The organism is Streptomyces sp. NPDC003011, from assembly GCF_053591515.1.
This window is the reverse complement of record NZ_JBSFTY010000001.1, coordinates 119,477-146,421: the sequence shown is the minus strand read 5'-3', so window position 1 is coordinate 146,421 and position 26,945 is coordinate 119,477. Positions and strand designations below refer to the sequence as shown.

Here is a 26,945-nt window from a genome sequence, read left to right as displayed (position 1 = left end):
GGCGGCGATCATTCCTTGAGCGAGGTCACTCGAACGAGGGGTGTTGTCGGCGAGAACGCCATCTTCGAATGGGCATTCGATAGTGTGCGGGTGACGCATCGCGTGGAATGCGCGCTTCAAGGGTGTGGACAGGCACGACGGACACGGCAGGCAGGACGCGGTTCACAGGACCGTCCGCCCCGAGCGGGAGCGAGCGGTCCGAGCGGAGCTAGGGGGGTGCCAGGACCTATGGCGCGGCGCATCGACGTGATCGGGGCGGGCGGCGTACGCCTCGCGGCCTGGGAGTTCGGCGACCCTCCCAAGACCGACCCGGTGAAGGACGGACCAGGGCAGGCCGAGCGGGGACCCGGGGTGCTGTTATTGCACGGGCTGATGGGTCGCGCCTCCCACTGGGCGTCCACGGCCCGCTGGCTCTCCGAGCGGCACCGCGCCGTCGCCCTCGACCAGCGCGGCCACGGCCGGAGCGACAAGCCCCCGCGAGCCGCCTACACCCGCGAGGCCTACGTCGAGGACGCCGAGGCCGCCCTCGAACAGCTGGGTCTCGGCCCGGCCGTCCTCGTCGGTCACGCCATGGGTGCCCTGACCGCCTGGCAGCTCGCCGCCAAGCGCCCCGACCTGGTCCGCGGGGTGATCATCTGTGACATGCGGGCCTCCGCGCTCGGCGCGGCCTCGCAGCGCGAGTGGGAGGACTGGTTCAAGGCCTGGCCCGTCCCCTTCGCCACGCTCGCCGACGTCCGCAAGTGGTTCGGCGAGGACGACCCCTGGGTGGAGCGCCCGAACCCGGCCCGCGGCGAGTTCTACGCCGAGGTCATGCAGGAGTCCCCCGACGGCTGGCGCCCGGTCTTCGAACCGGAGCAGATGCTGGAGTCCCGCGACACCTGGGTGTACGACGCGCACTGGGAGGAGCTCGCCCAGGTGCGCTGCCCCGCCCTGGTGGTCCGCGGCCTCGACGGCGAACTGGGCCGCGCCGAGGCCCAGGAGATGGTCCGCGTCCTGCCCCGGGGCGAGTACGCGGAAGTCGCGGACGCCGGCCACCTCGTGCACTACGACCAGCCGGAAGCCTGGCGCAGCGCCATCGAGCCCTTCCTGGACGGCATCCTCACAGACCTCAAGAGCTGACGTTCCCCGCCGCCGCACTTCCCCGCCCACGCCCCGGCCGCCCGACTGGCCTGGGCGGGCGTCCCGGCGTCGGGGGCGCGGCGGACGCGGTCAGGGCCACCGGCGCGGGCGTGGCCCCCGTCGGCATCGTGGATGCCGGGACCGGGCCGCCACCCCCTGCCGGATCACCCCGTCCCCCGAGGCCTCCGTCCCCGGGTTCACCCCTTGCTGACCGCCGCCAGGATCTCCGGCAGTTGCCGGGCCGTCCGGGGGGCCGCCAGGCGTAGGCCTCCCACGGTGACCGCCGTCCCGTAGACCGCCCCCACCGGCAGCAGCAGCCAGCTCCACTCGTCGCCGCCGTCGCTGACGTTCAGCCAGATCGTCCCGGCGATGACGGGGGCGCACAGCAGGGCCGCCGAGACCATGCCGCCCAGGATGGCCATGAAGGCGAGCCCGGACTGGCCGGGGGCCACGTTCTTGTAGCCCTCCTGCGGGATGGAGTACGGGAAGCGCGCCGACGTCCACGCCCCGGTCGCCAGCATCGCCCCGAGCAGCGCGAAGGACAGCCCGAGCACTTCCGGCAGCTTCGGCCAGTCACCGAGCAGCGCCGTCGTCAGGACGGTCACCAGGGTGGCGTACGGCAGGGTGATCACCAGCAGCGCGAGGGCCCGCGCGCGCAGCTCGACGTACGCGTCCCGGGTCGACGAGATCGTCATCGCGACCATCCAGAACGCGGACGTGTCCTGCCCGAACTGGTTGTACATCTGCACGCCCAGCATCCCGGCGGCGAAGCACGCGAAGTAGATCGAGCCGGTGCCCTGCAGGGCGTTGAAGACGGGCACGATCAGACCGATGGCGAGGGAGGTCACCCAGGCCGCCTTGGTCTTGGGGTCGCGCCACACATAGCGCAGGCTGCGCTCCATGACCGTGCCGGTGCGGCCGGGCGGCAGCAGGCGGGACAGGCCCGTCGAATTCCGCCCACGGCTTCGGGAGTCGGCGGCCTGGAGGGTGGAGCCGTCCGGCGCGGTCATCAGCCGGGTCAGATGCCGCGACCACAGGGCGAGCAGCCCCGCTAGGGCGGCGGCCGACAGGGCGAGCTGGAGGACGGCGACGCCGTACGACCCCTCGCTCGCGGAGTCCGCCGCCCCGATCGCCGAGGCAGGCGGCAGCCACCTGAGGATGTCGGCCGGCCCGTCGAGCTGGGCCAGCCCGCCCGAACCGAGCCGCTGCGCACCGAAGTTCACGACCTGCGCGCCGACCGCGATGACCAGTCCGCTGAGCACCGCCAGATCCCGGCCCTTGCGGCTGGTCAGCAGCCGGACGTTGGCGACCGCGACGGCCCGCGCGAGGGCCACGCACACCAGCAGCGCGAGCACGGCACCGACGACGCCCACGACGTACGCCGCACCCCCGTGCGCGACCGAGACGACGGAACCGGCGAGCATGCACAGCGTGAACAGCGGCCCGATGCCGACCAGGGAGGACACGAGCAGCGCCCGCACCAGCGGCCGGGGCCGCAGCGGGAGCATCACCAGCCGGGTCGGGTCGAGGGTCTCGTCGCCGCCGGGGAAGAACAGCGGCATCACCGCCCAGCCGGCCGCCAGCACCGCCACCAGCAGCACGACCAGGGAGCCGGCGTGCGCGTGTCCGCGCAGCGCGATCAGGCCGATCAGCTGGAGCACGGAGAAGAGCAGCACGGCGACGGCCGAACCGATGTAGGCGGCCCGCCGCCCGGCGGACTGCTTGAGCCCGTTGCGCAGCAGGGACAGCTTCAGCCGTACGACGACGGGAGTGAGGTCCGCCGCCGGGGCGGGGGTGCCCTCGGCGCTCATCGGGCCGCCCCGCCGCCCAGCCAGTCCAGGTCGGACCCGGTGTCCCGGCCGTGCGCGCCGACCAGTTCGAGGAACGCCCGCTGCAACGACGGCGCGTCACCGCGCACCTCGGCGAGCGTCCCGTGGGCGCGGATGCGGCCGGCGGCCATGACGGCCACCCAGTCGCACAGCGACTCGACCAGCTCCATCACATGGGAGGAGAAGACGACGGTGGCACCGGAGGCGGTGTACCGCTCCAGCACCCCGCGGATGGTCTGGGCCGACACCGGGTCGACGCCCTCGAACGGCTCGTCGAGGAAGAGCACTTCGGGATTGTGGAGGAGCGCGGTCGCGAGCCCGATCTTCTTGCGCATGCCGGTCGAGTAGTCGACGACGAGCTTGTGCTGGGCCCCGGCCAGGTCGAGGACGTCGAGGAGCTGGGTGGTCCGTTTGTCCACCTCGGCGCCGGGCAGTCCGCGCAACCGCCCGTTGTAGGCGAGCAGTTCACGCCCCGACAGCCGCTCGAACAGCCGCAGCCCCTCCGGCAGCACCCCGATCCGGGCCTTCACCTCGACCGGGTCCCGCCACACGTCCCGCCCGGCGATCTCCACCGACCCCTGATCGGGCCTGAGCAGCCCGGTCACCATCGACAGCGTGGTGGTCTTCCCGGCCCCGTTCGGCCCGACGAGCCCGATGAACTTCCCCGCGGGCAGTTCCAGATCGATCCCGGCCACGGCCACCTGCTGCCCGAACCGCTTCCAGAGCCCCTGTACGCGTACGGCGGCTGTCCCCACCACTGCTCCCGACGTCATGCCAGAACCCTACGGTCAGGGGGCCCGGCCCAGGGGCGCGGGGAACCGCGCGACCGGCCCCGCCTGCCCGCAGCCGCCGACAAAGGGCACGAGGCGGGACACAAGGCGCTACCGGTCCCGCCCGCACGCATAGGCGAGCGGCGAGATCAACTCCTCCACATCCGGCAGCCACCGGTTGGCCGGCGTGGGCCGGCACGCCCACTGCACGGCACCCGAGGACCCCAGCCGCGTGGGCGGCCCGGCCACGTAGGAACCCTCGCCCAGCGCGACGAGGTCCAGCGACGAGGGGGACCAGCCCAGCTTGCGCACCAGCTCCGGAACCTTCACCGACGCGCCCGGCAGCACGAAGAACTGCATCCGCCGGTCCGGCGTCAGCGTCACCGGACCCAGCGTCAGCTCCATCCGCTCCATCCGCGCCAGGGCGAGGAACCCGGCCGTCTCCGGCACGGAGACCGCGTCGAACGTACGGCCCGTGGGCAGCAGGATCGACGCCGTCGGCTGCTTCTGCCACATCCGGCGCGCCACGGTCGCACTGCCGGTCGCCTGTGTCGGCCAGTCCGCGCGCGCCGGATGCGCGCCGGGTACGGCGCACGCGGCGTCGCCGCACGAGCAGCGTTGCACCCCGTCCGCCGCTTCCAGCCAGGTCCCGGGAAAGACGTCCCAGTGGCGCTCCTCGGCGTAGCGTACGGCTGTATCCAGCAGCGATTCCCCGCGCTGCTTCGGAATCTGAGCGGCTTCGGTGCCCGCGATCGTCTCTTCCACGCTCCTCTCAACTCCCGCGCCCACCTCGGGTTACGGCTGTAGCGCGCGCGGGGGAGGAGCATCGGTTCCGCATCTGGGGCGCATGGATGCATGTGCGGGGGCGCGCGGGAGGAATCGGAGCGAGAGCCGGGTAACCAGGTGGGGGGTGGCAACCGCCTTTACCCCGGCAATCCGCGCAAGCCTCGCATTTTCGTCCTGCGTGCGGGGCATTGATCTTCACGGCCGGATCTTCCCGTTCCTGTCGTTCCTGAGGAGTTCGAGAAGTCCGTCCGTGGAAGACACGTCAACTCGGTGCGCGGGCAGGCACCGCAGCCACAGGGGGTACGCCATGGCCGCAAGGCCTCTCGTCGCGCGGCAGCCGAACGAACGGCTGCAGGCGCTCATCCAGGAAGCGGGCTGCTCGAACGCCGGGCTCGCCCGCCGGGTCAACATGTGCGGCGCCGAGCACGGACTCGATCTCCGGTACGACAAGACGTCGGTGGCGCGCTGGCTGCGCGGACAGCAGCCACGCGGACGCGCTCCGGCGATCATCGCGGAGGCCCTCGGCCGCAAACTCGGCCGTACGGTCACGATCGACGAGATCGGCATGGCCAACGGCAAGAACCTCGCCTCGGGCGTCGGGCTCCAGTTCTCGCCGACGGTGCTGGGGGCCATCGAGCAGGTGTGTGAGCTGTGGCGCAGTGATGTGGGCCGCCGGGACTTCCTGTCCGGTTCGTCCGTCGCCGCGTCCGCGCTGGTCGAGCCCAGCCGCGACTGGCTGATCTCCGGGGCCGACTCGCAGGTCGCGCGCGCGGCCGGACCCCGGGTGGGGCCGTCCGACGTGGCGGCGGTCAAGGCGATGACGCAGGCGCTGGTCGACCTGGACCACCAGTACGGCAGCGGGCATGTGCGCCCGGTCGTCGTGCACTACCTCAACAGCGTGGTCTCCGGGCTGCTGGCGGGGTCGTACCGGGAGGCGGTGGGCCGTGACCTGTTCGCCGCGGTGGCCCGACTGACCGAACTGGCGGGCTACATGGCCGTCGACACCGGCCAGCCCGGCCTCGCCCAGCGGTACTACATCCAGGCGCTGCGGCTCGCGCAGGCGGCGGGCGACCGCGGCTACGGCGGGTACGTCCTCGCCGCGTCCATGAGCCATCTCGCCGCGCAGCTCGGAAACCCGCGCGAGATCGCGCAGTTGGCGCGGGCGGCGCAGGAGGGGGCGCGTGGGCGCGTCACTCCGCGCGCGGAGGCGATGTTCGCCGCGGCCGAGGCACGCGGACACGCCCTGCTGGGCGACGCGCGGGCCGCCCAGGCGGCGTCCGGACGCGCGGTGAGCGCGCTGGAGTCGGCGGACCCGGACTCCGGGGACGACCCGGCGTGGATCGCGCACTTCGACGAGGCGTATCTGGCCGACGAGTTGGCGCACTGCCACCGTGACCTGGGTCAGGCCGAGGCGGCGGCGCGGTGCGCCCGGGAGTCCCTGGCCGGGCACCCCGAGTCGCGGGCCCGCCGCAGGGCGATCGGCTACGTGCTGCTCGCCACCGCGCAGGTCCAGCAGCGAGAGGTGGAGCAGGCCTGCAACACCGGCATGAAGGCGGTGGAGTTGCTGGAGACCCTCCGCTCCAACCGGGGCGCCGAGTACCTGGACGACTTCCAGCAGCGGCTGGAGCCGTTCCAGGACGAGCCCGTGGTAAGGGAGTTCGGGGCGCGGATGGACCTCCAGGCGGCGGCGTGAAATTGAGCGCTCCGCGGGGGTGAACGGACGGGAATCGAAGGCGGGGCGGAGGAAAGGGGGCATATCCAGCGGACAAGAGGGCTGTTCACAACGGATGGGGACGCGGTTTCGCCACCGTGACCGCCGGAATCCGGTGGTGGAGCTGTTATGGCGGTCACAGGGACCCGGGTCACGGCCTGAGCTGCGTAGCACGCGGCTTCGGGGACCCGGTAGCGTGAACCGACGATTCCGACAGTCCCCCATTCGTAGGAGTCCCGGTGACGCAGAGTGGACAGGGCGAGGAGCCCTCGGCGCGCGAAGCGCGCGAAGGCATCGTGCTGCCCTCCGACGGTGGGGAACCCCTGCTGCCGGGCACGACAGGCGGATACGGCGGCGACCGCCCCGGCCGTCCCGCTCCGGCCCCGGCGCCCGGCGCCGGGTACGGGCAGGGGCCGGACGGGTCGTACGGCGACCAGGGCTCCGGCGCGGCGCCCGCCCCGGCGTACGGCCAGCAGCCAGGCCAGGGGTACGGCCAGGAGTCCGGGCCGGCGTACGGCGCGGCGCCCGCCCCGGCGTACGGCCAGCAGCCCGGCCAGGGGTACGGCCAGGAGTCCGGGCCGGTGTACGGCCAGGCGCAGGGGCAGACGTCGGGTCAGGCTTCCGGGCCGGGCTCGGCGCCGGCCGGCGGACAGGCCTGGGGCACGCAGTGGGGCCCGGACCAGCACCAGGCCCAGCAGCCGGAGCGGACCCAGCAGCCGGAACAGGGCTGGCAGGCTCCGCCCGTGCAGTCCTGGGGCACGACGCAGACACCCGGCGGGACCCCGTCCCCCTCCCTTCCCCCGGAAGGCGGGCACGCGTCGGGATACGGCGCCGACGCCTACGGCTCTGCCGGGGCCGGAGCCTCGCCGCAGCCCACGGGACACAGCAGCGACCCGCCCACCTCCTACTACCTGCCCCCCGTCGGCCAGGGCGCCCCTCTGCCTCCCGCCGACGGATACGGCGCCCCCGGCGGTGGACCGCTGCCGCCCGCCGACGAAGGGGCCACCCAGTACCTCCCGCCGGTCGCTCCCGGCGCCGGGGAGGGCGGGGCCGGACGGTATCCGGGGCAGACCGCCGCGTCGCCGGACGAGGGCGCCACCCAGTACCTCCCGCCCGTCGGGCCCGGGGCGCTGCCGCCCGAGACGGGAGCCGAGTCGCCCGCCGAGTCGACCCAGTTCCTGGGCCGCGGACCGCGGGGCGGCTCCCGGCCGGGCGCCGGACCGCTCCCGCCCACCGCCGGAGCGGGACCCCTGCCGCCCGCCGCCGGTCCCGACGCGGAGGCCACGCAGTACATCGCCCCCGTGCCCGGACAGCAGCCGGGCGCGGCGCCCTACGGCGGACCGCAGGGCGGGGACCGGCAGCCGCCGGCCGAGTTCGACAACCTCTTCCGCGGCGGCCCGGACGCCGGGCAGAGCCCGGCCGCGGCGACCCAGCAGCTGCCCCACCTCCAGCAGCCGTCCACGCAGCCGTCGTACGCCCCGCCGGGCGCGGGCGGCGGACGGCACGGCGCGTACGACGACGGGGACGGCCCCCGCGGTGGCGGCCGGGGCGGTCGGAGCGGATCGCGGGTGCCGGTGATCGCCGCCGTCGGCATCGGTATCGCCGTCCTCGGCATCGGCGCGGGCGCGCTGCTCGCCGGCGGGGGCGACGACAAGGGCGAGGTCACGAACCAGCCCGTCTCCGCGACGGCCCCCGCGACCGACGGTTCCGCCTCGCCGTCCGCCGATCCGGCCGAGCAGCAGGCCGTCGCCCTGGACAAGCTGCTCGCGGACAGCGGCAGCAGCCGGACGACCGTGATCAACGCGGTGGAGGACGTGAAGTCCTGCGACAACCTCGCCCAGGCGGCCAAGGACCTGCGGGGCGCGGCCCAGCAGCGCACCGGCCTGGTGACCCGGCTCGCCGAGCTCCCGGTCGACAAGCTGCCCGACAACGCGGCGCTGACCGAGGCCCTGAAGAAGGCCTGGCAGGCGTCCGCGTCGGCGGACAGCCACTACGCGGCCTGGGCGGACCAGGCGGCCGGCAAGAAGGGCTGCAAGAAGGGCCAGGCCCGCAGCACCGACCAGACGGCGGCGGGCAACCGGGCCAGCGGTACCGCCAGCACCGAGAAGGTCAAGGCGGCGAAGCTGTGGAACGCGATCGCGAAGACGTACGGCCTGACCGAGCGCCTGCCGACCCAGCTGTGATCCCTGCGCACCCGACCCGTGGCTGAGGGGTCCGGCCCGCCGGTCCGGTCCGGTCCCTCAGTCCAGCTCGGCGTTCTTCAGCGTGTCCGTGACGTCGGTGAAGTCCTTCTCGGCCAGCACCAGCCGGCCCTTCCTGACCACCTGAAGGGACACGACGGTGTTGGCCAGGCGCGGGAAGCCGACGGCGGCGAGCGGGCCCTGGAAGTCCCACCGGAGGGCCGGGGTCAGTCCGCCCGTGGTGACCTTCAGCCCGTCGTCTAGGACGCCGCGCAGGGCGTCGGCGGTCACCGCGCCGTTCAGCGACTCGACGACCTGTGTGAAGACGGTGTACGCGATGTACGTCGTCTGCACACCCGTGTCCGCGGCGTCGATACGGTTGTCGCCGAACGCCTGCTCGCTGACGATCTTCTTCATCTGCTTCCAGCGCGGGTCCGTCTCCACCGGGTACCAGCCGGTGATGTACGACCCCTCGTACGGCCCGGACTGCCCGCCGGAGGCGTTGATCTCCGTCTGGTCGACGTTGCCGAGCACCATGGCGGTCCGGACGCCGGGGTAGTCCTCGCGGGCGCGGCGGAAGGAGTCCATGAAGGTGCCGGTGCGGTCGCCGAGCGCGGGTACCACACAGCCCTTCTCCGCCGGGTCGGTGGTCGTCCTCGCGAGCGCCTGCTCGGCCTGCTCGGAGTACTCGGTGGCGTCCTCCGCCGCCAGTACGTCGTCGGTGGCCGCGTGTCCGCCGGCCGTGAGACCGGAGTTGAGCAGAGTGGGCAGTTCGTCACCCGCGATGTTGTCGGGCCGGACCAGCGCGACGGGCCCGCAGTCGGTCAGCGCCCGGCCGAGGCCGGCCAGCAGCGTGGGCTGCCCGCCGTTGACCGGATAGGAGAGCGGGCTGGTGAACTCGGCGGCGGTGACGCCGTAACCGCCTATGTACGGGATGCCCGCGCCCTCCAGGGGAGGCAGGAAGGCGTCGCCGTACTGGCTGTAGGAGCCGACGACCGCGACGACGTCCTCGTCGACCGCACGCTGGGCGCACTTCGCCGCGGTCGCGCTGTCGTTACGGTCGTTGCAGGTCAGGACGGTGAGCTCGCGGCCGTTGACGCCGCCCCGGGCGTTGATCCAGCGGGCGTAGGCCTTCGCGAAGGCGGGTATGCCCGGCTTGTTCGTCGCGTCGGTGTCCTCCGGGGCCCAGGTCATGACCTTGATCGGGCCGTCCCCGGAGTCCTCCGTGGTACCGGGGACGACCCCGCATCCGGCGGTGAGCGCCGCACACGCCACCAGGGCCGCCACCGTGACGGCGCTCGCTCTGACGGGCCGGGTGAACGTGGGGAGGAAGCTGCTGCGGAAGCGTCGCCTGCCGGTCATGGGCACACACGCTTCCGTCACATCACTAACCTGGGTGTGACCCTTGGTGAGTGACGGGTGACGTGAGGGTGAACAGCGGGGGGTGGTGACGCCTCCGAGGAAGGGAACGTACGATCGATGACCGTGCAAGGTTCGGAGAACTCTTCCCGTCGCGGGCGTCGCTCATCCACCATGGGCGGTATGCCCCTCACTGACGTGCCGTGGTGGCGCTGGCGCAGCAACGTGCGTTCCGCGCTGCACATGCTCTCCGACCCGGTGTTCCAGCGGGACGTCTGGCTGGCCGGTGCCGAGGGGTACGGGGACGTCACCGACGCCGTGTACCGCCTGGTCGAGGACACCTGGCTGGACAACTGGTCCGCCGAGAAGTACGTCGGCACGATCTTCCGGGACTCCCAGGAGGCGGCACTCGTCGACACCGCCGTCCTGCGGGTGCTGCGGATCATGCACCAGGTCGGGCCGGACGCCCCGGTCTCCGCGTACGTCGACCACTCCGGCTGGCCGGACGCGGTCCGGGCGGCACGGGACGCGCACGTCCGGATGGCGACGGCCGACGGGGAGGACCCGGACGCGCCGCCGCGCACGCTCGAGGTGCTGCACATCATGACCAGGTCCTAGGGACGCACGGGGTCTGCGGAGCGAGACGGCTGGACGGCACGGGCCGCGGATATGGGACCCTGTCCTGCATGAACGACCAGTCCACCCGAGCCGCGGCACCCGCCGACCAGTACGTCCTCACCCTTGCCTGCCCCGACAAGCAGGGCATCGTGCACGCCGTGTCGAGCTACCTGTTCATGACCGGCTGCAACATCGAGGACAGTCAGCAGTTCGGCGACCACGACACGGGACTGTTCTTCATGCGGGTCCACTTCTCGGCGGACGCGCCGGTGACCGTGGACAAGCTGCGGGCCAGCTTCGCGGCGATCGGTGACGCCTTCCACATGGACTGGCAGATCAACCGGGCCGACGAGAAGATGCGCATCGTCCTGATGGTCAGCAAGTTCGGCCACTGTCTGAACGACCTGCTGTTCCGCGCCAGCATCGGCGCGCTGCCGGTGGAGATCGCCGCGGTGGTGTCCAATCACACCGACTTCGCTGAGCTCGTGGCGTCGTATGACATTCCCTTCCACCACATTCCGGTGACGAGGGACACCAAGCCGGAGGCCGAGGCGCGGCTGCTGGAGCTGGTGCGCGAGCTGGACGTCGAGCTGGTCGTGCTCGCCCGCTACATGCAGGTGCTCTCCGACGACCTGTGCAAGCAGCTCAACGGGCGGATCATCAACATCCACCACTCCTTCCTGCCGAGCTTCAAGGGCGCCAAGCCCTACCACCAGGCGCACGCGCGGGGCGTGAAGCTGATCGGGGCCACCGCTCACTATGTGACGGCGGACCTGGACGAGGGGCCGATCATCGAGCAGGAGGTCGAGCGGGTGGGCCACGGGGTGACGCCGGACCAGCTCGTCGCGATCGGGCGGGACGTGGAGTGCCAGGCGCTGGCGCGGGCCGTGAAGTGGCACGCGGAGCGGAGGATCCTGCTGAACGGGCGGCGGACGGTGGTGTTCGCGTAGTCGCCCGGCCGCCCGCTCCTCCGCACCCGTCCCTCCCTACATGCGGCTCAGCGACGCCGCCGCGAACAGGACGTCTCTGATCGCCTCCCGGTCCCCGTCCTGGCCGGCCGCCGCCTCCGCCGGGGACAGGTGGCCCGCGGCCAGGCGGCAGAACTCCACGCCGTCCAGGGCGACATGCGCCACCTCGTGCTCGGCGGAGCCCACCGCGGCGGGGGAGTCCAGCGGGACCAGCCAGTCGCCGCCGCCCAGGCCCTCGATCTCCAGCCGCAGGCTGCGGCCCGGCTCACCGGCCGGCACCAGGTGGCGTCCCGCGGCCGGTGCGGCGAGCCCCGTCCGCCGCCGTACCGCCAGCACGCCGGGCAGCATGCGGGCCGCGAGGTCGATCATGCGGTGCAGATGGCGCGGCGAGGGCGGGTCGTACGGGTAGTCCACCGCGTCGGCGATGTCCTCCGCGTGCACCCAGCACTCGAAGGCGCGGTCCAGCATCGCGTCGGGCAACGGCAGCTCGAAGTCGCCGTACGCGACGGCCGGCTTCCCGGCGCCGCCGTCGGTGAACGACACCGCGCGCACCAGGTCGTGGCTCTGCTCCCGCCACGGCGCCCGCACGGCCCGGGTGGGCGGGAAGCGCGAGGCCCGCCAGTACGCCTCGGTGCGCGCGGCCGGCGTCGGGGCCCGGGGACCGACGTCGCCCAGCGGGTCGTCGAGGCCGAGCGCGACCGCGACCAGGCCGTCGACCGTCAGCAGGTGCGCGATGACCCCGGCGACCGTCGTACGACGGCTCGTCGCGCTGTCGCCCTCGAACCAGCGCAGCCGCACGGGCGCGTGCCACTCCGCGTCGCCTATGTCCTGGAGCAGGGCGTCGAGACGGGCGGTCTCGGCGTCGTACGGGGTCGCCCACTCCGGCACCGGGATGCGCGGCGGGCGCCGGCCGAGGCAGCTCCCCAGGACGCGGGTGCGCAGGCCGGGGTCCAGGTCCAGGCTCTCCGGACGGTGCAGCAGGCCGACCGCCCCGCGCAGCCGCAGCGCCTCGTCCGCGCAGGATCCGCAGTCGCCGAGGTGTTCCTCGACGGCCGCCGTCTCCTCCGGCGAGCAGGCGGCCAGCGCCCACGCCCCGAGGAGGGCCTTCAGGACGTGGTGCTCCAGGACCAGCGGCGCGGGCGGAGGTGCGAGATCCCCCAGCTCCTCCGGTGCGGGCAGGGACCGTCCCCCGTCCTCGACGGAGGCGCGGGGCATGGGGATACAGGGCTGAGGGTCGGGGCCGGGGTCGGGATCGGGGCCGGGGGTGGGGCCGTTCCCGGGGCCGTTTCCGGGACCGTCACCGTGTCCCGGTCCGCCCGGTCCGCCCGGTCCGCCCGGTCCGCCCGGTCCGCCCGGCGCGCCGGGACCGTCGGCGTCGCCGTGCCCGGCACGCCGCGCGTCCTCGTCGCCCGGGTGGCCCGGGTCGCCCTCGTGGGACCCGCTCTCATGGGGCCCGCCCGCGCCGGTCATGCCGCACCTCCATAGCCGGGCGGGGCTCCGGGCGCGGCGGTGTCGTGGGCTGTGGACAGCAGTTGCAGGCCCAGGCGGAGGCGGCGGCGGGCCTCGTCCTCGGTGACCCCGAGGTCGGCGGCGGTCTGGCGGTAGTCGCGGCGCTGGAAGTAGGCCAGCTCCAGGGCGGCGCGCAGCGGGGCGGGCATGGACTGGACGATGTAGTCGGCGCGGGCGGCGACCGAGGCGTGGCGGACCTTGCGCTCCAGATCCTCGGTGGTGCCGTGGCCCTCCTGGGCCAGTGCGGCGGACTCGGTGGCGCGCAGCCGCTGCACGGCGAGGCGGTGGGTCAGCGTGGCGACCCAGGAGCGCAGGGGGCCCTGCTTGGGGTCGTAGGAGTCCGGGTGTTCCCAGACGTGGGTGAAGACCTCGCGGGTGATGCGGTCGGCGGCGCGTTCGTCGTCGAGCACGCGGTGCGCGAGTCCGTGCACGAGCGAGGCGAACCGGTCGTAGAGCTCGCCGAGGGCGGCCGCCTCACCGCGTGCGAGCCGCTGCTGCATCTTGCGGTCCCAGCGGGGCGGTGCGTCCTTCTTCGCCATGCGGCCCCCTCACCCTGCTCGTGTCCCGGCCATTCGTGTCCCGGCCCCGGCCCCGATCCCTGTTCCTGTTCCTGTTCCTGTCAAGCCTGCGCCCACCGTCTCCTCGAATGTAGTCGGCACCTCCGACAGCGCACGCCCCTTTGTCGCAATGCGCGCCCCCTGAGGAGCGCAGGTGGTAGTGGACCTTCGCCTACCCCTCCACTCGTTGACCAGACACGATCGAACAGGATCGAAGGCGACTGGAACAAGCCTCTTCGGACCGGTTTCCGTTTCCGGGCCCGTGTTTCAGGGAACGGCCGCTGGGCAGCCGCGCTGCAAGGAAGCGTAGGGAGAGCTTCCGTTTGCTTTCCGGCGAACGAAGGGCATGGTGGTGGCGTTCAATGTGACCGGCGGTGAGCAGGATGGGTGGGCCGTGCTCCGGGTGTCGGGAGAGCTGGACCTGGTGACCTCCCCGCTGCTGCGTCAGCGGGTGCACGACGAGGTGGCCGAGGGCCGCCACAGTCTGGTCCTCGACCTCTCCGACGTCTTCTTCTGCGACTCCAGCGGCGTGGGCGTCCTCATCGCCTCCCGCCGCCTGATGAGCTCGTGCCAGGGCCGCCTGCGCCTGATACTCCCGGCGCAGGGCGCGGAGGACGGCTCCCACGTCAACCGGGTCCTCGGCGCGCTGGGCGTCCGCCGCCTGTTCGACGTGTACCCGGACGTGGACTCCGCGGTGCGGGAGGGCGCGGACCCGCTGTCGGCGTGACGCCGACGGAACCGGCGCCGGCGTGGGCCGTCGCTCCCGTTCCCGCGGTGGACCACAGCACGGCTGCGCCACACCGTTGTCCCGAAATTCCCCCGGTCTCGGCACAAGCGCCACTTTTCGCGCGCCCCACGGGGCGTTCCCGTCGTACGCTCCGTGCCAGATGCACCCGACGTGACGTAAGGCGGTCCGAAACACACATGGCCAGCAGCGAGTACGAGCACAGGATCGCCGCCCGGTTCGCCACCTTCGACCAGGACGGCAACGGCTACATCGACCGCGCGGACTTCAACGTGGCGGCCAAGGCGCTGCTCGCGGAGTTCGGTACGGCGGCCCGCTCCGACAAGGGGCAGGCGCTGTATGTCGGAGCCGAGGCGTTCTGGCAGGGCATGGCCGGCATAGCGGACCGGGACGGCGACCAGCGGATCACCCGGGAGGAGTTCGTCAACGGCGCCCTCAAGCGGCTGCGCGACAACCCGGACCGGTTCGCCGAGATCGCCCGCCCGTTCCTGCACGCGGCGCTCGCCGTCGCGGACGCCGACGGGGACGGCCGGGCCACCGTCGAGGACACCGTGCGGGTGCTGAGGGCCCTCGGGGCCGGCGAGGAGACCGCCCGGACGGCCGCCGCGGCCCTGGACACGGACGCGGACGGCAAGGTCGGCGAGACGGAGATCGTGACGGCGTTCGCCCGCTATTTCACGGTCCCCGAGTAACCACAGCCGACGCCCCCGGGCGCCCCGCCGCCTCCGAGGCGACCGGCCACCGCCTCCGAGGCGACCGGCCACCGCCTCCGGGGTGACCGGCCGCCGCCTCCCGGGCGACCCGCTACCGTCGCCTCGCGGGTGACCCGCCGCCGTTTCCCGGGCGACCGGCCGTCGCCCCTTGGGCGGCCCGCTACCGCCTCCGGGGCGACCGGCCACTGCCTGCCGGGTGACCCGCCGCCTCCTGGGTGACCCGCCGCCTCCTGGGCGACCGGCTACCGCCTCCCGGGCGACCGGCCACTGCCTCTCGGGCGACCGGCCGCCGCCTCCGGGGTGACCGGCCGCCGCCTCTCGGGCGGCCCACTACCGTCGCCTCGCGGGTGGCCCGCCGCCGTTCCCCGGGCGACCGGCCATCGCCCCTTGGGCGGCCCGCCACCGCCTCCCAGGGCGACCCGCCCCCGCCCCCCGGCGGCCCGTCGCCCCACCCCGCGGCTCACGCTCCCGCGTACCGTTCCCGCAGCTGGTACTTGAGGACCTTCCGCAGGGTCTCGCCCCGCGGAAGGGCGTCCACCACCTCCAGCTGCTCGGGCAGCTTGTGCGGTGACAGGCCTTCCGCGCGCAGGTACGACGTCACCTTCTCCAGGGTCAGCTCCTCGGCTCCCTCCGGCTGCCCGGCCGTCTCGATCACGGCACAGACCCGCTCCCCGCGCTCCGCGTCCGGCAGTCCGACGACGGCCACGTCCCCGACGGCCGGGTGGGCGTGCAGCAGGTCCTCGATCTCCCGCGCCGAGATGTTCTCGCCCTTGCGGATGATCACGTCCTTGAGCCGGCCGGTGAGCACCAGATGCCCGCTGTCCGTCAGCCGCCCGAGGTCCCCGGTGCGCAGGAACCCGTCCTCGTCGAACGCCTCCGCCGTCTGCGCGGGATCCAGATAGCCCTGGCAGACGGCCTCCCCGCGCAGCCGCACCTCCCCGTCCACGATCCGTATCTCCATCCCCCGCGGCGGACGTCCCTCCGTCGTCGCGAGGTTCTCCGCCGTGTCGTCCGGCGACCCCATGGTGATCATCGGCACCTCGGTCATGCCGTACCCGTGGGTGAGCCGCACGCCCATCTCCCGTACGACGGCGTGGTAGAGCTCCGGCGGCTTGGGTGCCCCGCCGCCCGCGAGCAGCCGGAGCGAGGGGACGACCGGCACGCCCGGCTGCTTGCGCTGCTCGGCCAGGAACATCGAGTAGAACGCCGTGGACCCGCCCGCCACCGTCACCCCGTGCCTGCGGTACTCCGGCAGCGCGGCCGGCAGCGCGAACTGCTCGAACAGCACCGCGGGGAAGCCGTACAGCAGCAGCATCACCGTGTAGTCGGGCCCGGCGATGTGGGCGTAGGGGAAGGCCATCGAGCCCACGTCGTCCGCCGTCAGGCGCAGCGCGTGGGCGAGGCAGGAGCCGCCCGCGATGAGGGAACGGTCGGTGTGCAGGACCCCCTTGGGGGCGGAGGTGGTCCCGGAGGTCCAGTAGATCCAGCGCACGGAGGTGCCGTCGGCGGGCGGGGCGGGCAGCGCGGACGGGTCGCCGTCGGGCAGCACGTCGTACGCCTCGAAGACGCCCTTCGCGCCGAGCCGCCGCGCCATCTCCGTGTGGTCGAAGCCGCGCCACTCGCCCGGCACCGCGAAGTACTCCGCCTTGGACTCGCGCAGCGCGAACCCGGCCTCGCGGTCCCGGTAGAAGGGGATCACCGGGCTCTGTACGGCGCCCAGGCGGGCCAGCGCGAAGGAGAGCAGGACCGTCTCGATCCGGGTGGGCAGCTGCCAGGCGACGACGGTGCCGGGGCGTACGCCCATGTCGTACAGCCCCGCCGCCACCCGCTCGGCCCGGTCGCGCAGTTCGCCGAAGCTCAGGGAGCGGTCGTCCTGGAGGAGGACGGGACGGTCGGGGGTGAGGTCGGCGCGGCGGGCGACCAGGTCCCAGAGGGTGCGGGACTCGCTGAGCGCGTGGGCGGTGTCGTTCACGGCGGCCCCCTGTGTGGCTGACGGACAGTCAGATGGTGGGCAGAGCGTAGGGCTCGGCGCCTTGTCGGTCCAGAGGCGTGCGACTAGCCTGCTGGGGGAGCCTAATCTGACGACCCATCAGATGACCATGTGCCAGGCGGAGGGGACCCATGACCGAACTGCCCCGCATCATCAGCGTGGACGACCACGTGATCGAACCCGCGCACCTCTTCGAGACCTGGCTGCCGCGGAAGTACCGGGACCGGGGTCCCAAGCCCCTCACCGCCGGTATCGGGGAACTCGCCTACGTCGCCGGCACGTACCGGATCACCATGGACCCCGACGGCCAGCCGACCGACTGGTGGATCTACGAGGACCTGAAGTTCCCGTACAAGCGCAACATCGCCGCCGTCGGCTTCGACCGGGACGAGATGACGCTGGAGGGGATCACCCGCGAGGAGATGCGGCGGGGCTGCTGGGACCCGGTGGCGCGGCTCGCGGACATGGACCTCAACCACGTCGAGGCCTCCCTCTGCTTCCCCTCCTTCCCCCGCTTCTGCGGGCAGACCTTCGCCGAGGCGCACGACAAGGAGGTCGCGCTGGCCTGTGTGCGCGCCTACAACGACTGGATGGTCGAGGAGTGGTGCGGCGGCAGCGGCGGCCGGCTCATCCCCCTGTGCCTGATCCCGCTGTGGGACATCGGCCTCGCGGTCGAGGAGATCCGGCGCAACGCGGCCCGCGGGGTGCGGGCGGTGACCTTCTCCGAGATCCCCACCCACCTCGGCCTGCCGTCCATCCACTCCGGCTACTGGGACCCGTTCTTCGCGGTCTGCCAGGAGACCGGCACGGTCGTCAACATGCACATCGGCAGCAGCTCGCAGATGCCGGCCGCCTCGCCCGACGCCCCGCCCGCCGTGCAGGCCGCGCTCAGCTTCAACAACGCCATGGCCTCGATGATGGACTTCCTCTTCAGCGGCGTCCTCGTGAAGTTCCCCCGGCTCAAACTGGCGTACAGCGAAGGGCAGATGGGCTGGATCCCCTACGCCCTGGAGCGCGCCGACGACGTGTGGGAGGAGCACCGCGCCTGGGGCGGCGTCCGCGACACGATTCCCGAGCCGCCGTCGACGTACTACTACCGGCAGATCTTCTGCTGCTTCTTCCGCGACAAGCACGGGGTCGCCTCGCTGGACGTCGTCGGCCGCGACAACGCCACCTTCGAGACCGACTACCCGCACGTCGACTCGACCTTCCCGCACACCAAGGAGGTCGCCCTGGACCATGTGAAGGGCCTCGACGACGAGACGGTGTACAAGCTGATGCGGGGCAACGCGATCCGCATGCTGGGCCTCGACCTGGACCGCTAGTGGACCTCGCCGACACCCCGGAGGAACGGGAGTTCCGGGCCCGGCTGCGGGAATGGCTGGCCCAGGCGCTGCCCACGCTGCCGCCGAGGCCCTCCCCGGACGACTGGCCCGGGCGCCGCGCCTACGACCTCGGCTGGCAGCGGATGCTGTACGACGCCGGGTACGCGCACGTGCACTGGGAGGCGTCCGCGAGCGTGCGCCTGATCTTCCTTGAGGAGACGGAGAAGGCGGGCGCGCCCTACGTGGGGGCGGGCTTCGTCGGGCTGCTGCACGCGGGGCCGACGATCGCCGCCGAGGGGACGGCCGGGCAGCGGGCGCGCTGGCTGGAGCCGATCCTGCGCGGCGAGGAGGTCTGGTGCCAGGGCTTCAGCGAGCCGGACGCCGGATCCGACCTCGCGGCCCTGCGCACGCGCGCGTGGCGGGACGGCGACCACTACGTGGTGAGCGGCTCCAAGATCTGGACCTCGCACGCCGAGGTCGCCGACTGGTGCGAGCTGCTGGTCCGCACGGACCCCTCCGCGCCGAAACACCGGGGCATCACCTGGCTGGCCATGCCCATGGACGCGCCCGGCGTCACCGTACGGCCGTTGCGCACCCTCGCCGGGCCGGCCGAGTTCGCCGAGGTGTTCCTCGACGAGGTGCGCGTCCCGGCTGCCCACCGGGTCGGCGACGAGAACGACGGCTGGCGCGTGACCATGGTGACCCTGTCCTTCGAGCGCGGCACGGCCTTCGCGGGCGAGGTCGTCGCCTGCCGCCGCGTCCTTCGCGAACTCGCCCGCACGGCACGGGAGAACGGCCGCTGGGACGATCCGGCGCTCCGCCGCCGGCTGGGCCGGCTGAACGCCGAGTTCCGCGCCCTGTGGCGGCTGACCCAGTGGAACGTGAGCGCGACGGAGGCGAGCGGGGGCGTCCCGGGCGCCGGGGGCTCGGTCTTCAAGCTGCGGTACTCGCACGCCCGGCAGGAGCTGTACGACGCGGCGGCCGAGGTCCTCGGCCCGGACTCCCTCGACCTGGACCGGCCGTGGACCCCGGACCGGCTGTCCTCCCTGTCGTACACCATCGCCGCCGGCACCTCCCAGATCCAGCGCACCATCGTGGCCGAACGCCTCCTCGGACTCCCGAAGGGCCGGTGACGGCGGCCGTGCGGTTCCACCTCACCGACGACCAGCGGGCCCTGCGGGACGGCGTACGGCAGTTGCTGGCCCGCCGCTTCGGCCGCGAGGCACTGCGGGCCGCCGTGGACGCCCCCGGCCTGGACCGGGCGCTGTGGCGCGAGCTCGGCGAGGCGGGTTTCTTCGCGCTGCGGCTGCCCGAGGCGGACGGCGGGGTCGGACTGGGCCTGCCCGAGGCGGTCCTGATGTTCGAGGAGGCGGGGCGCGCCCTGCTGCCCGGGCCGCTGATCGCCACCCACCTCGCGGCGGGGTCCGTGCCGGGCGCGGCCACCGGAGAGGTGGTCGTGGCGGCCGTCGACGGCGTCCTGGTGGAGTGGCTGGCTGCGGCGGACGTCGTCCACGGGGACGCGGACGGGGCGCCGCCGCCGCGGCCCGGGCAGGCCGTGGCGCTGCGGTCGGTGGACCCGCTGACGCCGCTGCACCGGGTGCCGGACCCGGCGACGCGGGGCACGGGCCCCGCTCCCGCTCCCGGCCCGGACCCCGGTCCCGGCCCGGACCCCGGTCCCGGCCCGGACCCCGTACCCGCCCCGGACTCCGCACCCGTCGCCGTCCTGCTCACCGCCGCCGAGCAGCTCGGCACCGCCACACGTGTGTGCGAGCTGGCCGTGCAACACGCCCGGACGCGTGAGCAGTTCGGGCAGCCGATCGGCGCCTTCCAAGCGGTCAAGCATCTCTGCGCCGACATGCTCGTGCGGGCCGAGGTGACCCGCGCGGCGGTGTACGCCGCCGCCGTCACCGCGGACCCCGCCGACATCGCCGCGGCCCGGCTGCTCGCCGACGAGGCCGCCCTGCGTAGCACGCGGGACTGTCTTCAGGTGCATGGCGGCATGGGTTTCACCTGGGAGAGCGAGGTGCATCTGCATCTCAAGCGCGCCTGGGTGCGGGCCCAGCGTGGTGGCGGCGTCACGGAGAGTGAGGAGAGGCTCGCCGCCGACTTGATGGCCTGAAGGCTCGCGGGCCCCGCTGGACTGGGGTGTCGGCCGGACGCGCCGGACGGATGTCAGGGATCGTGGCACTGCGTCATCACGGAGCGTTGATACCGGGTTGTGTCCTGAGGGGACTCGTCACATCCCGGAGTCGACCGGTCGCTCCGGTACCTTGGGTGAGATGCGAGTGGTCCCGAGCACGAGCTACGCCGGTGTTACCCCTGCTTGTTCGACCCCTGACGGCGAGCGTCGCACAGTATGCCGCACGGGTACTCCTTCGCGCTGGAATATGCCCGAAGCGCTTGTTGGGGTGACTGTACGTCAACCATGCTGTCCCACAAGGGACTCACGTTCCGTGACCCTGACTCTGGCCGTTGTTCTGGTCATGCAAAAAATGGCTACGATCGTGGCCCTCGTGAGGCGCGAGGCTATGTGTCCGCCGGTTCGGATGGTGTGAGCGGTGCAGGTGCTTCAAGTGCAGCTGGAGATCCGGCCCGACCCCGCGGAGGTGGGACGTGCCCGTAAGTGGGCCCGCTCGCGCCTCGCCGGGTCCGGCATAGAGGCCGACGAGCCGCTCGCCGAGACCCTGATCCTGCTCGTCTCCGAGCTCGTCACCAACGCCGTGGTGCACACCGGCTGTCCGGCCGTGCTGCGGCTCTCCCTGCCGCCGGTGGCGACGGAGTCGGCCACCGTCCGCCTTGAGGTGGCCGACCACAGCGACCGCGCCCCGGTGCCGCGGTGTGTGGACGGCGAGCAGACCGGCGGCCGGGGCCTCGCCCTCGTCGACGGACTCGCCGACCGCTGGGGCTGGAGCCCCGAGGGCGCCGGCAAGCGCATCTGGTGCGAACTGGACCGGTGCGCGCAGTCCCGGTCCGCCGTGACGGTCTGCGGCAGCGGCCTGTCGGCGTACGAGGGGCTGGCGTTCGAGGCGGTGTGACCCGCGGGCGGTGTGGCCCGAGGTGGTGTGACCCTAGGCGGTGCGGGGCGCAAGCGGTACGGGGTCGCGGGCGGTGCGGTTCGCGGGCGGACCGGGTCGCGGGCGGTGCGGTCGTCCTTGATCGGTGCCGCGCCGTGCGCCGGGACGTGCATCTGTGCGCGCCCATGACAAAAGGTTCGTAAGTGGTAAATCCCCGAACGGGTGTTGACGCCGGGTGACTGGCTGATCACGCTGGTGGTCAGCGATTCGCCGTGAGGGGACGGCGAGGGCTCCGGTGACGGGAGCCCTCGGCGAGTGCGGGTCGCGACGCGGCGTCGGTTTCCTCAGGGCCAACGGGAGCCGGGGCGGGTACGCCGGAGTCGGACGGCGGCGCGGGTTGCCGTGCTCGGGGCGGGCAGTCGTGCGCCGCCGTCCGGCCTTGCTCACAGCAGGGCGACCGGCGCCACCGGGGTTCCCGTCGCACCGACGAACGGCTCCGGCATCGCCGACAGCAGGAACGCGTACCGCCGTTCTTGTCCACAGGCTGTGGACAACTCTTCGAGATTCCAGTTCTGGCCCTGGATCATCCCCATTTCCACCAGATCGAGCGCGTGGACGGGAAGCCACAAATCATCGATCTCGGGAGGGAACACCTCAAAGGTGAGGGTGTCGTTGGCGACGGCGGCGACATCGCGCGCGTGGAACCACTCCGGAGCGCGGATCGACAGACCCGGCGACGGATAGCCGTACGCCTCCTTGTCGCCCGCCAGGTACACCCGCACCTGCCCGGTCCGTACGAGCACGATGTCACCGGCGCGCACGCGCGTGCCCGCGAGTTCCTCGGCGGCGTCGAGATCCTCCGGCGTGACGGCGTGCGAACCGTCGAGGCGGTCCCTGCCGTGCGCCCGGGCCACGTCGAGCAGGACGCCCCGCGAGACGATGTGCCGGGCCTTGTCGATCCCGGCGAAGGCGGCGCCGCCGTGCGGCGTGATGGTGTCGGCCGCACGGCCGTTGTAGAGCCGGCCCGAGTGCGAGACGTGGGTGAGCGCGTCCCAGTGGGTGGCCGCCTGGAGCCCCATGGTCACGGCGTCGTCGCTGCACGCGACCGTCCCCGGGCCGAAGATCTCCTGGTTGATCTGCACCATGGTGTGCAGCGGGTTGACCCGCCCGGGGATCAGCCCGGTCTGCACGCCGTCCTGCCTCAGGGGCAGCGCCAGCGGGACGCGGCGCCCGCTGCGGACGCAGGCGGCGGCCTCGCGGACGGCCTCGTCGGTGATCAGGTTGAGGGTGCCGATCTCGTCGTCGGCCCCCCAGCGGCCCCAGTTGTTCACGCGCTCGGCGATGTCGTGGAACGCGGGATGGAGCGTGGACGGTGACATCCGTTCTCCCCGGGGCTTGTCTCCGGCTGTCCGGCAGGGCAAAAATCTAACGGACCGTCAGAAACCGCGGGAAGGGGCCGGAGTGGGGAACTTCTTGGCTGGCAAGGTGATCGCCGTGACCGGCGCCGGGCGGGGGATCGGGCGGGCCGTGGCCGTGGCCGCGGCGGCCGAGGGCGCGCGGGTCGTCGTCAACGACTACGGCGTCGGCGTGGACGGAGCCGCGCCGACGAGCGAGGTCGCCGAGTCCGTCGTCAAGGAGATCGAGGCGGCGGGCGGCGAGGCGGTCGCGGTGGCCGACGACATCTCCACCATGGAGGGTGGCCGGCGGGTGACCGAGGTGGCGCTGGCCTCGTACGGACGGCTCGACGGGGTCGTGTGCGTGGCCGGGATCCTGCGCGAGCGGATGCTGTTCAACATGACCGAGCAGGAGTGGGACGCGGTCGTGGCGACCCACCTCAAAGGCACGTTCACCGTGTTCCGGGCGGCGTCGGCGGTGATGCGGGAGCAGCGGTCGGGCACGCTGATCGGCTTCACCAGCGGCAACCACCAGGGATCGGTGTCGCAGGCCAACTACAGCGCGGCGAAGGGCGGGATCATCTCGCTCGTCCGCAGCGCGGCGCTCGGGCTGCACAAGTACGGGGTGACCGCGAACGCGGTGGCGCCGGTGGCGCGTACGCGGATGTCGGCGAACGTCCCCATGGAGCTCACGGAGATCGGCGAGCCGGAGGACGTGGCCGCGATGGTGGTCTACCTGCTGTCGGAGCGGGCGCGGGAGCAGGGGATCACCGGGCAGGTCTACACGGTCGCCGGGCCGAAGATCGCGGTGTGGGCCCAGCCGGCGGAACTGCGGTCGGCGTACGCGCAGGGGGCGTGGACACCGGAGCGGATCGCGGAGTTCCTGCCGGGGTCGGTCGGGGTGGACCCCATGCCGATGCTGGAGCGGCTCGCGGCGATGGAGGAAGCGGCGAAGGAGGGGGCCCGGCCGAACACCCGGTAGTTCGGTGCGTGGTCCGCGGCGAGTGGGTGCGGGCGGGCGATCTCGCCCGGTGTCGAGAGGAGACCCCCGATGGACTTCGGGTTCACCGCTGAGGACGAGGCGTTCCGCGGGGAGGCGAGGCAGTGGCTCGCCGCGCATGCCGACGGGTCCCTCGACCGCCGGACCTGGGAGCGCACCCTCGGCAAGGCAGGCTGGATCGGGCTCGGCTGGACGCGGGGCGGGTACGGCAACCGGACCGCCACGCTCACCCAGCAGGTCGCCTGGGCCGAGGAGTACGCGCGGTCGGGGGCGCCGCCGAGGTCCGGGCACATCGGGGAGAACCTGCTGGCCCCCACCCTCCTCGCGCACGGCAGCGACGAGCAGCGGGCCCGGTTCCTGCCGCCGGTCGCGGCCGGTGAGGAGCTGTGGTGCCAGGGGTACAGCGAGCCCGGAGCGGGGTCGGATCTGGCCGGAGTGCGTACCGCGGCCGTACGGGAGGGCTCGTACTACCGCGTCACGGGGCAGAAGCTCTGGACGTCCCTGGCCCACGAGGCGGACTGGTGCTTCGTCCTCACCCGGACCGACCCCGCCTCCCGGCGCCACCACGGACTGACCTTCCTGCTCGTGCCCATGGACCAGCCGGGCCGCGTGGAGGTCCGCCCCATCCGCCAGTTGACCGGCACCAGCGAGTTCAACGAGGTCTTCTTCGACGGGGCACACGCGCGCGTGGAGCACGTCGTCGGCGGCGAGGGCGGCGGCTGGCGGGTCGCGATGAGCCTGCTCGGCTTCGAGCGCGGGGTGTCCACGCTGGCCCAGCAGATCGGCTTCGCCGAGGAGTTGGGGCGGGTCGTACGGGCGGCCGTGGAGACGGACGCGGTGCGGGATCCCGTCGTACGGGACCGGCTCGTGCGCCAGTGGGCCGAGTTGCGCGTGCTGCGCTGGAACGCCCTGCGCACGCTGGGGCGTTCGGACGACGCGGGCGCGCCCAGCGTGGCCAAGCTGCTGTGGGCCGGCTGGCATCAGCGGCTGGGGGAGCTGGCGATGCTGGTGCGGGGCGCGGCGGCGACCGTGGGCCCGACGCCGTGGTCGGCCGCGGCGCCGTACGAACTCGACGCCCTGCAACACCTTTTCCTGTTCTCCCGGGCCGACACGATCTACGGCGGCTCGGACCAGATCCAGCGCACGATCATCGCCGAGCGGGTGCTCGGCCTGCCGAGGGAGCCCAAGGGGCGACAGGGGGCTGTGTGATGCGAGGCGTGGTGTTCGACGGGCAGCGGGCCGAGGTCGTGGACGATCTCGTCGTACGGGATCCGGGCCCCGGCGAGGTGCGGGTGGCCATCGCGGCGGCGGGGCTGTGCCACAGCGATCTGTCCGTGGTGGACGGGACCATACCGTTCCCCGTTCCGGTGGTGCTGGGCCATGAGGGCGCGGGTGTGGTGGAGGCGGTGGGGGCCGGTGTCACCCATGTCCGCCCCGGCGATCACGTGGCCCTGTCCACGCTCGCCAACTGCGGCACGTGCGCGCACTGTGACCGGGGGCGGCCGACGATGTGCCGGCGGGCGATCGGGCGGCCGGGGCAGCCGTTCACCCGGGGCGGGCGGCCGATGTACCAGTTCGCGTCCGTCTCCGCCTTCGCGGAACGGACCGTGGTGCAGGCCGTGCAGGCGGTCCGCGTCCCCGAGGACATCCCGCTGCCGTCGGCCGCGCTCATCGGATGCGGGGTGCTGACCGGGGTGGGCGCCGTGCTCAACCGGGCGAGGGTGGACCGCGGGGACAGCGTGCTGGTGATCGGCACGGGCGGGATCGGGCTGAACGTCCTCCAGGGGGCGCGGATCGCGGGTGCGCTGCGGATCGTCGCGGTGGACGCGAACCCGGCGAAGGAGGCGGTGGCCCGGCGGTTCGGCGCCACCCACTTCCTGACCTCCGCCCAGGGTGTGCGGGACGTCCTGCCGACGGGCGCGGACCACGCCTTCGAGTGCGTGGGCCGCATCGAGCTGATCCGCCAGGCGATCGACGCGCTGGACCGCCACGGGCAGGCGGTCCTCCTGGGCGTGCCGCCGGCCGCGGCCGAGGCCTCCTTCCTCGTCTCGTCGATGTACCTGGACAAGTCGATCCTCGGCTGCCGCTACGGCTCCTCGCGCCCCCAGCGGGACATCCCGCTGTACGCCGGGCTGTACCGGGAGGGCCGCCTCCTCCTCGACGAACTGGTGACCGGGACGTACCCCGTGGAGGACTTCGAGAAGGCGGTGGCGGACGCGGAGGCGGGGCGGTTGGCACGCGGGGTGCTGACCTTCTGAGCGGGTTCCGGGGACGGGGGAGGTGCGCTCGGGCGGCCGTTCAGCGCGGGGCGCCGACCTCACCGTGGTGACGGGCCTCGCCGCCGCCGGACCCGTCGCCCCCGGCCCGGAAGGTGCGGCGATACGCGGTCGGGGTGACACCGAGGACCGCCTGGAGGTGCTGCCGCATCGACTGGGCGGTGCCGAAGCCGGCGTCCCTCGCCACCTGGTCGACGGACAGGCCGGTGGACTCCAGCAGCTGCCGGGCCCGTTCCACCCGCTGCAGGGTCAGCCACCGGCCGGGGCTGACGCCGACCTCCTCGCGGAAGCGGCGGGTGAAGGTGCGGACGGACATGGACTCCTGCGCGGCCATGTCCCGCAGCTGGATCGGCTCGTGGAGGCGGCGCAGTGCCCAGGCGCGGGCGGTGGTCGTGGACGCCAGCTGCGGGTCGGGCACGGGCCGGTGGATGTACTGCGCCTGCCCGCCGTCGCGGTGCGGCGGTACGACGGTGCGGCGGGCCACCTCGTTGGCGACCGCCGTGCCGTGGTCGCGGCGCACCATGTGCAGGCACAGGTCGATGCCGGCCGCGACGCCCGCCGACGTCAGGATGTCGCCGTCGTCGACGAACAGGACGTCCGCGTCGACCTCGACCTTCGGGAAGAGGCGCTGGAGGTGCTCGGCCTCGGCCCAGTGCGTGGTGGCGGGCCGTCCGTCGAGGAGGCCGGCCGCGGCCAGGACGTAGACACCGGTGCAGATGGAGGCGATCCGGGTGCCGGGGCGGATGTGGGCGAGCGCGGCGGCCAGTTCGCCGGTCAGGACGCCCTGTTCGAAGACCGGGCCGAGTTCGTACGACGCCGGGATGATCACGGTGTCGGCGGTGGCCAGGGCTTCGGGGCCGTGCGGGACGTGGATGTCGAAGTCGGCGTCGGTCTCCACCGGGCCCGGCGGCCGGACCGAGCAGGTGATCACCTCGTACAGAAGCCGTCGCCGGGCGTCCCTGGGGCGTCCGAAGATCCGGTGCGGGATGCCCAGCTCGAACGGGAGCAGGCCGTCGAGGGCGAGGACGACGACGCGGTGGGGACGGAAGGCCGTGGGGGCCGGGGCCGCATCCATGGCCCGA

23 protein-coding genes are annotated in these 26,945 nt (G+C 73.2%); 14 read left to right on the top strand and 9 right to left on the bottom strand.

All coding sequences use genetic code 11. From position 1 onward, the window contains the following. The first annotated feature begins 228 nt into the window (after positions 1-228). Complete coding sequence (locus tag ACWD0J_RS00635; RefSeq protein ID WP_451493505.1) at positions 229-1,119, top strand: alpha/beta fold hydrolase; 891 nt, start codon at positions 229-231, stop codon at positions 1,117-1,119. 197 nt (positions 1,120-1,316) lie between these two features. Here ACWD0J_RS00635 and ACWD0J_RS00630 read toward each other — a convergent pair whose 3' ends face one another. From ACWD0J_RS00630 to ACWD0J_RS00620, 3 genes are all read right to left on the bottom strand, one after another. After that, positions 1,317-2,930 (bottom strand): transporter, encoded by a 1,614-nt coding sequence (locus ACWD0J_RS00630; RefSeq protein WP_451493504.1) that lies wholly within the window; start codon positions 2,928-2,930, stop codon positions 1,317-1,319. Then, positions 2,927-3,721: an ABC transporter ATP-binding protein gene (locus ACWD0J_RS00625; RefSeq protein ID WP_451493503.1), complete on the bottom strand. Its 795-nt coding sequence runs from the start codon at positions 3,719-3,721 to the stop codon at positions 2,927-2,929. The genes ACWD0J_RS00630 and ACWD0J_RS00625 overlap by 4 nt, the downstream gene beginning before the upstream one ends. Before the next feature lie 108 nt (positions 3,722-3,829). After that, on the bottom strand, positions 3,830-4,483 hold the full coding sequence (locus ACWD0J_RS00620; RefSeq protein ID WP_451493502.1) for a bifunctional DNA primase/polymerase: 654 nt from the start codon (positions 4,481-4,483) through the stop codon (positions 3,830-3,832). Positions 4,484-4,811: 328 nt separating this feature from the next. Between ACWD0J_RS00620 and ACWD0J_RS00615 the strand changes: the two genes are divergently transcribed. Both ACWD0J_RS00615 and ACWD0J_RS00610 read left to right on the top strand, forming a co-directional pair. Continuing rightward, positions 4,812-6,197, top strand: coding sequence for a transcriptional regulator (locus ACWD0J_RS00615; RefSeq protein WP_451493501.1), 1,386 nt, complete (start codon positions 4,812-4,814; stop codon positions 6,195-6,197). A gap of 257 nt (positions 6,198-6,454) precedes the next feature. After that, positions 6,455-8,398 (top strand): hypothetical protein, encoded by a 1,944-nt coding sequence (locus ACWD0J_RS00610; RefSeq protein WP_451493500.1) that lies wholly within the window; start codon positions 6,455-6,457, stop codon positions 8,396-8,398. A gap of 57 nt (positions 8,399-8,455) precedes the next feature. Here the strand turns inward: ACWD0J_RS00610 and ACWD0J_RS00605 are convergent, their stop codons facing one another. Beyond that, the gene (locus ACWD0J_RS00605) at positions 8,456-9,757 is read right to left on the bottom strand and encodes an ABC transporter substrate-binding protein (protein ID WP_451493499.1); all 1,302 of its coding nucleotides are present in this window, start codon (positions 9,755-9,757) and stop codon (positions 8,456-8,458) included. Positions 9,758-9,874: 117 nt separating this feature from the next. Here ACWD0J_RS00605 and ACWD0J_RS00600 point away from each other — a divergent pair, with 117 nt between their 5' ends. Then, entirely contained in the window at positions 9,875-10,372 is a 498-nt protein-coding gene (locus tag ACWD0J_RS00600) for an SCO4402 family protein (RefSeq protein WP_451493498.1), read from the top strand. A gap of 68 nt (positions 10,373-10,440) precedes the next feature. Then, positions 10,441-11,322, top strand: coding sequence for a formyltetrahydrofolate deformylase (purU, locus tag ACWD0J_RS00595; RefSeq protein WP_451493497.1), 882 nt, complete (start codon positions 10,441-10,443; stop codon positions 11,320-11,322). A 36-nt stretch (positions 11,323-11,358) separates the two neighbouring features. Here purU and ACWD0J_RS00590 read toward each other — a convergent pair whose 3' ends face one another. After that, complete coding sequence (locus ACWD0J_RS00590; protein ID WP_451493496.1) at positions 11,359-12,810, bottom strand: maleylpyruvate isomerase N-terminal domain-containing protein; 1,452 nt, start codon at positions 12,808-12,810, stop codon at positions 11,359-11,361. Further along, positions 12,807-13,388 (bottom strand): sigma-70 family RNA polymerase sigma factor, encoded by a 582-nt coding sequence (locus ACWD0J_RS00585; RefSeq protein ID WP_451493495.1) that lies wholly within the window; start codon positions 13,386-13,388, stop codon positions 12,807-12,809. The genes ACWD0J_RS00590 and ACWD0J_RS00585 overlap by 4 nt, the downstream gene beginning before the upstream one ends. A 364-nt stretch (positions 13,389-13,752) precedes the next feature. On the opposite strand from ACWD0J_RS00585, the gene ACWD0J_RS00580 reads away from it, so the two are divergent. Continuing rightward, positions 13,753-14,133 carry an STAS domain-containing protein gene (locus ACWD0J_RS00580; RefSeq protein WP_451493494.1) on the top strand — a complete coding sequence of 127 codons (381 nt, stop codon included), beginning with the start codon at positions 13,753-13,755 and terminating at the stop codon, positions 14,131-14,133. Between the two features lie 197 nt (positions 14,134-14,330). Then, a complete protein-coding gene (locus ACWD0J_RS00575) occupies positions 14,331-14,843 on the top strand; it encodes an EF-hand domain-containing protein (protein WP_451493493.1) in 513 nt (170 codons plus the stop codon). Positions 14,844-15,324: 481 nt separating this feature from the next. Here the strand turns inward: ACWD0J_RS00575 and ACWD0J_RS00570 are convergent, their stop codons facing one another. Then, entirely contained in the window at positions 15,325-16,836 is a 1,512-nt protein-coding gene (locus ACWD0J_RS00570; RefSeq protein WP_451493492.1) for a class I adenylate-forming enzyme family protein, read from the bottom strand. A gap of 149 nt (positions 16,837-16,985) precedes the next feature. Between ACWD0J_RS00570 and ACWD0J_RS00565 the strand changes: the two genes are divergently transcribed. From ACWD0J_RS00565 to ACWD0J_RS00550, 4 genes are all read left to right on the top strand, one after another. Next, positions 16,986-18,179, top strand: coding sequence for an amidohydrolase family protein (locus ACWD0J_RS00565; protein WP_451493491.1), 1,194 nt, complete (start codon positions 16,986-16,988; stop codon positions 18,177-18,179). Next, the gene (locus ACWD0J_RS00560) at positions 18,179-19,312 is read left to right on the top strand and encodes an acyl-CoA dehydrogenase family protein (RefSeq protein ID WP_451493490.1); all 1,134 of its coding nucleotides are present in this window, start codon (positions 18,179-18,181) and stop codon (positions 19,310-19,312) included. The genes ACWD0J_RS00565 and ACWD0J_RS00560 overlap by 1 nt, the downstream gene beginning before the upstream one ends. Positions 19,313-19,320: 8 nt before the next feature. After that, positions 19,321-20,298 (top strand): acyl-CoA dehydrogenase family protein, encoded by a 978-nt coding sequence (locus tag ACWD0J_RS00555; RefSeq protein ID WP_451493636.1) that lies wholly within the window; start codon positions 19,321-19,323, stop codon positions 20,296-20,298. Positions 20,299-20,752: 454 nt separating this feature from the next. After that, positions 20,753-21,214: an ATP-binding protein gene (locus tag ACWD0J_RS00550; RefSeq protein ID WP_451493635.1), complete on the top strand. Its 462-nt coding sequence runs from the start codon at positions 20,753-20,755 to the stop codon at positions 21,212-21,214. Positions 21,215-21,636: 422 nt separating this feature from the next. Here the strand turns inward: ACWD0J_RS00550 and ACWD0J_RS00545 are convergent, their stop codons facing one another. Beyond that, on the bottom strand, positions 21,637-22,572 hold the full coding sequence (locus ACWD0J_RS00545) for a cyclase family protein (protein ID WP_451493489.1): 936 nt from the start codon (positions 22,570-22,572) through the stop codon (positions 21,637-21,639). Between the two features lie 82 nt (positions 22,573-22,654). On the opposite strand from ACWD0J_RS00545, the gene ACWD0J_RS00540 reads away from it, so the two are divergent. From ACWD0J_RS00540 to ACWD0J_RS00530, 3 genes are all read left to right on the top strand, one after another. Continuing rightward, the gene (locus ACWD0J_RS00540; protein WP_451493488.1) at positions 22,655-23,569 is read left to right on the top strand and encodes an SDR family NAD(P)-dependent oxidoreductase; all 915 of its coding nucleotides are present in this window, start codon (positions 22,655-22,657) and stop codon (positions 23,567-23,569) included. Positions 23,570-23,638: 69 nt separating this feature from the next. Next, positions 23,639-24,796: an acyl-CoA dehydrogenase family protein gene (locus tag ACWD0J_RS00535; RefSeq protein ID WP_451493487.1), complete on the top strand. Its 1,158-nt coding sequence runs from the start codon at positions 23,639-23,641 to the stop codon at positions 24,794-24,796. Next, positions 24,796-25,845, top strand: a complete 1,050-nt coding sequence (locus tag ACWD0J_RS00530) for a Zn-dependent alcohol dehydrogenase (protein WP_451493486.1) — start codon at positions 24,796-24,798, stop codon at positions 25,843-25,845. The genes ACWD0J_RS00535 and ACWD0J_RS00530 overlap by 1 nt, the downstream gene beginning before the upstream one ends. 40 nt (positions 25,846-25,885) lie before the next feature. On the opposite strand, the gene ACWD0J_RS00525 is transcribed toward ACWD0J_RS00530, so the two are convergent. Beyond that, positions 25,886-26,938 (bottom strand): GlxA family transcriptional regulator, encoded by a 1,053-nt coding sequence (locus ACWD0J_RS00525; protein WP_451493485.1) that lies wholly within the window; start codon positions 26,936-26,938, stop codon positions 25,886-25,888. Positions 26,939-26,945 lie beyond the last annotated feature (7 nt).

Excerpts from the sequence above, each read along its gene's own strand:
- ACWD0J_RS00545 (WP_451493489.1), bottom strand. The coding sequence starts at position 22,572 with ATGTCACCGTCCACGCTCCATCCCGCGTTCCACGACATCGCCGAGCGC.
- ACWD0J_RS00585 (WP_451493495.1), bottom strand. The coding sequence starts at position 13,388 with ATGGCGAAGAAGGACGCACCGCCCCGCTGGGACCGCAAGATGCAGCAG.
- ACWD0J_RS00535 (WP_451493487.1), top strand. The coding sequence starts at position 23,639 with ATGGACTTCGGGTTCACCGCTGAGGACGAGGCGTTCCGCGGGGAGGCG.
- purU (WP_451493497.1), top strand. The coding sequence starts at position 10,441 with ATGAACGACCAGTCCACCCGAGCCGCGGCACCCGCCGACCAGTACGTC.
- ACWD0J_RS00600 (WP_451493498.1), top strand. The coding sequence starts at position 9,875 with ATGACCGTGCAAGGTTCGGAGAACTCTTCCCGTCGCGGGCGTCGCTCA.
- ACWD0J_RS00575 (WP_451493493.1), top strand. The coding sequence starts at position 14,331 with ATGGCCAGCAGCGAGTACGAGCACAGGATCGCCGCCCGGTTCGCCACC.
- ACWD0J_RS00635 (WP_451493505.1), top strand. The coding sequence starts at position 229 with ATGGCGCGGCGCATCGACGTGATCGGGGCGGGCGGCGTACGCCTCGCG.
- ACWD0J_RS00605 (WP_451493499.1), bottom strand. The coding sequence starts at position 9,757 with ATGACCGGCAGGCGACGCTTCCGCAGCAGCTTCCTCCCCACGTTCACC.
- ACWD0J_RS00590 (WP_451493496.1), bottom strand. The coding sequence starts at position 12,810 with ATGACCGGCGCGGGCGGGCCCCATGAGAGCGGGTCCCACGAGGGCGAC.
- ACWD0J_RS00630 (WP_451493504.1), bottom strand. The coding sequence starts at position 2,930 with ATGAGCGCCGAGGGCACCCCCGCCCCGGCGGCGGACCTCACTCCCGTC.
- ACWD0J_RS00525 (WP_451493485.1), bottom strand. The coding sequence starts at position 26,938 with ATGGATGCGGCCCCGGCCCCCACGGCCTTCCGTCCCCACCGCGTCGTC.
- ACWD0J_RS00565 (WP_451493491.1), top strand. The coding sequence starts at position 16,986 with ATGACCGAACTGCCCCGCATCATCAGCGTGGACGACCACGTGATCGAA.
- ACWD0J_RS00625 (WP_451493503.1), bottom strand. The coding sequence starts at position 3,721 with ATGACGTCGGGAGCAGTGGTGGGGACAGCCGCCGTACGCGTACAGGGG.
- ACWD0J_RS00530 (WP_451493486.1), top strand. The coding sequence starts at position 24,796 with ATGCGAGGCGTGGTGTTCGACGGGCAGCGGGCCGAGGTCGTGGACGAT.
- ACWD0J_RS00580 (WP_451493494.1), top strand. The coding sequence starts at position 13,753 with ATGGTGGTGGCGTTCAATGTGACCGGCGGTGAGCAGGATGGGTGGGCC.
- ACWD0J_RS00615 (WP_451493501.1), top strand. The coding sequence starts at position 4,812 with ATGGCCGCAAGGCCTCTCGTCGCGCGGCAGCCGAACGAACGGCTGCAG.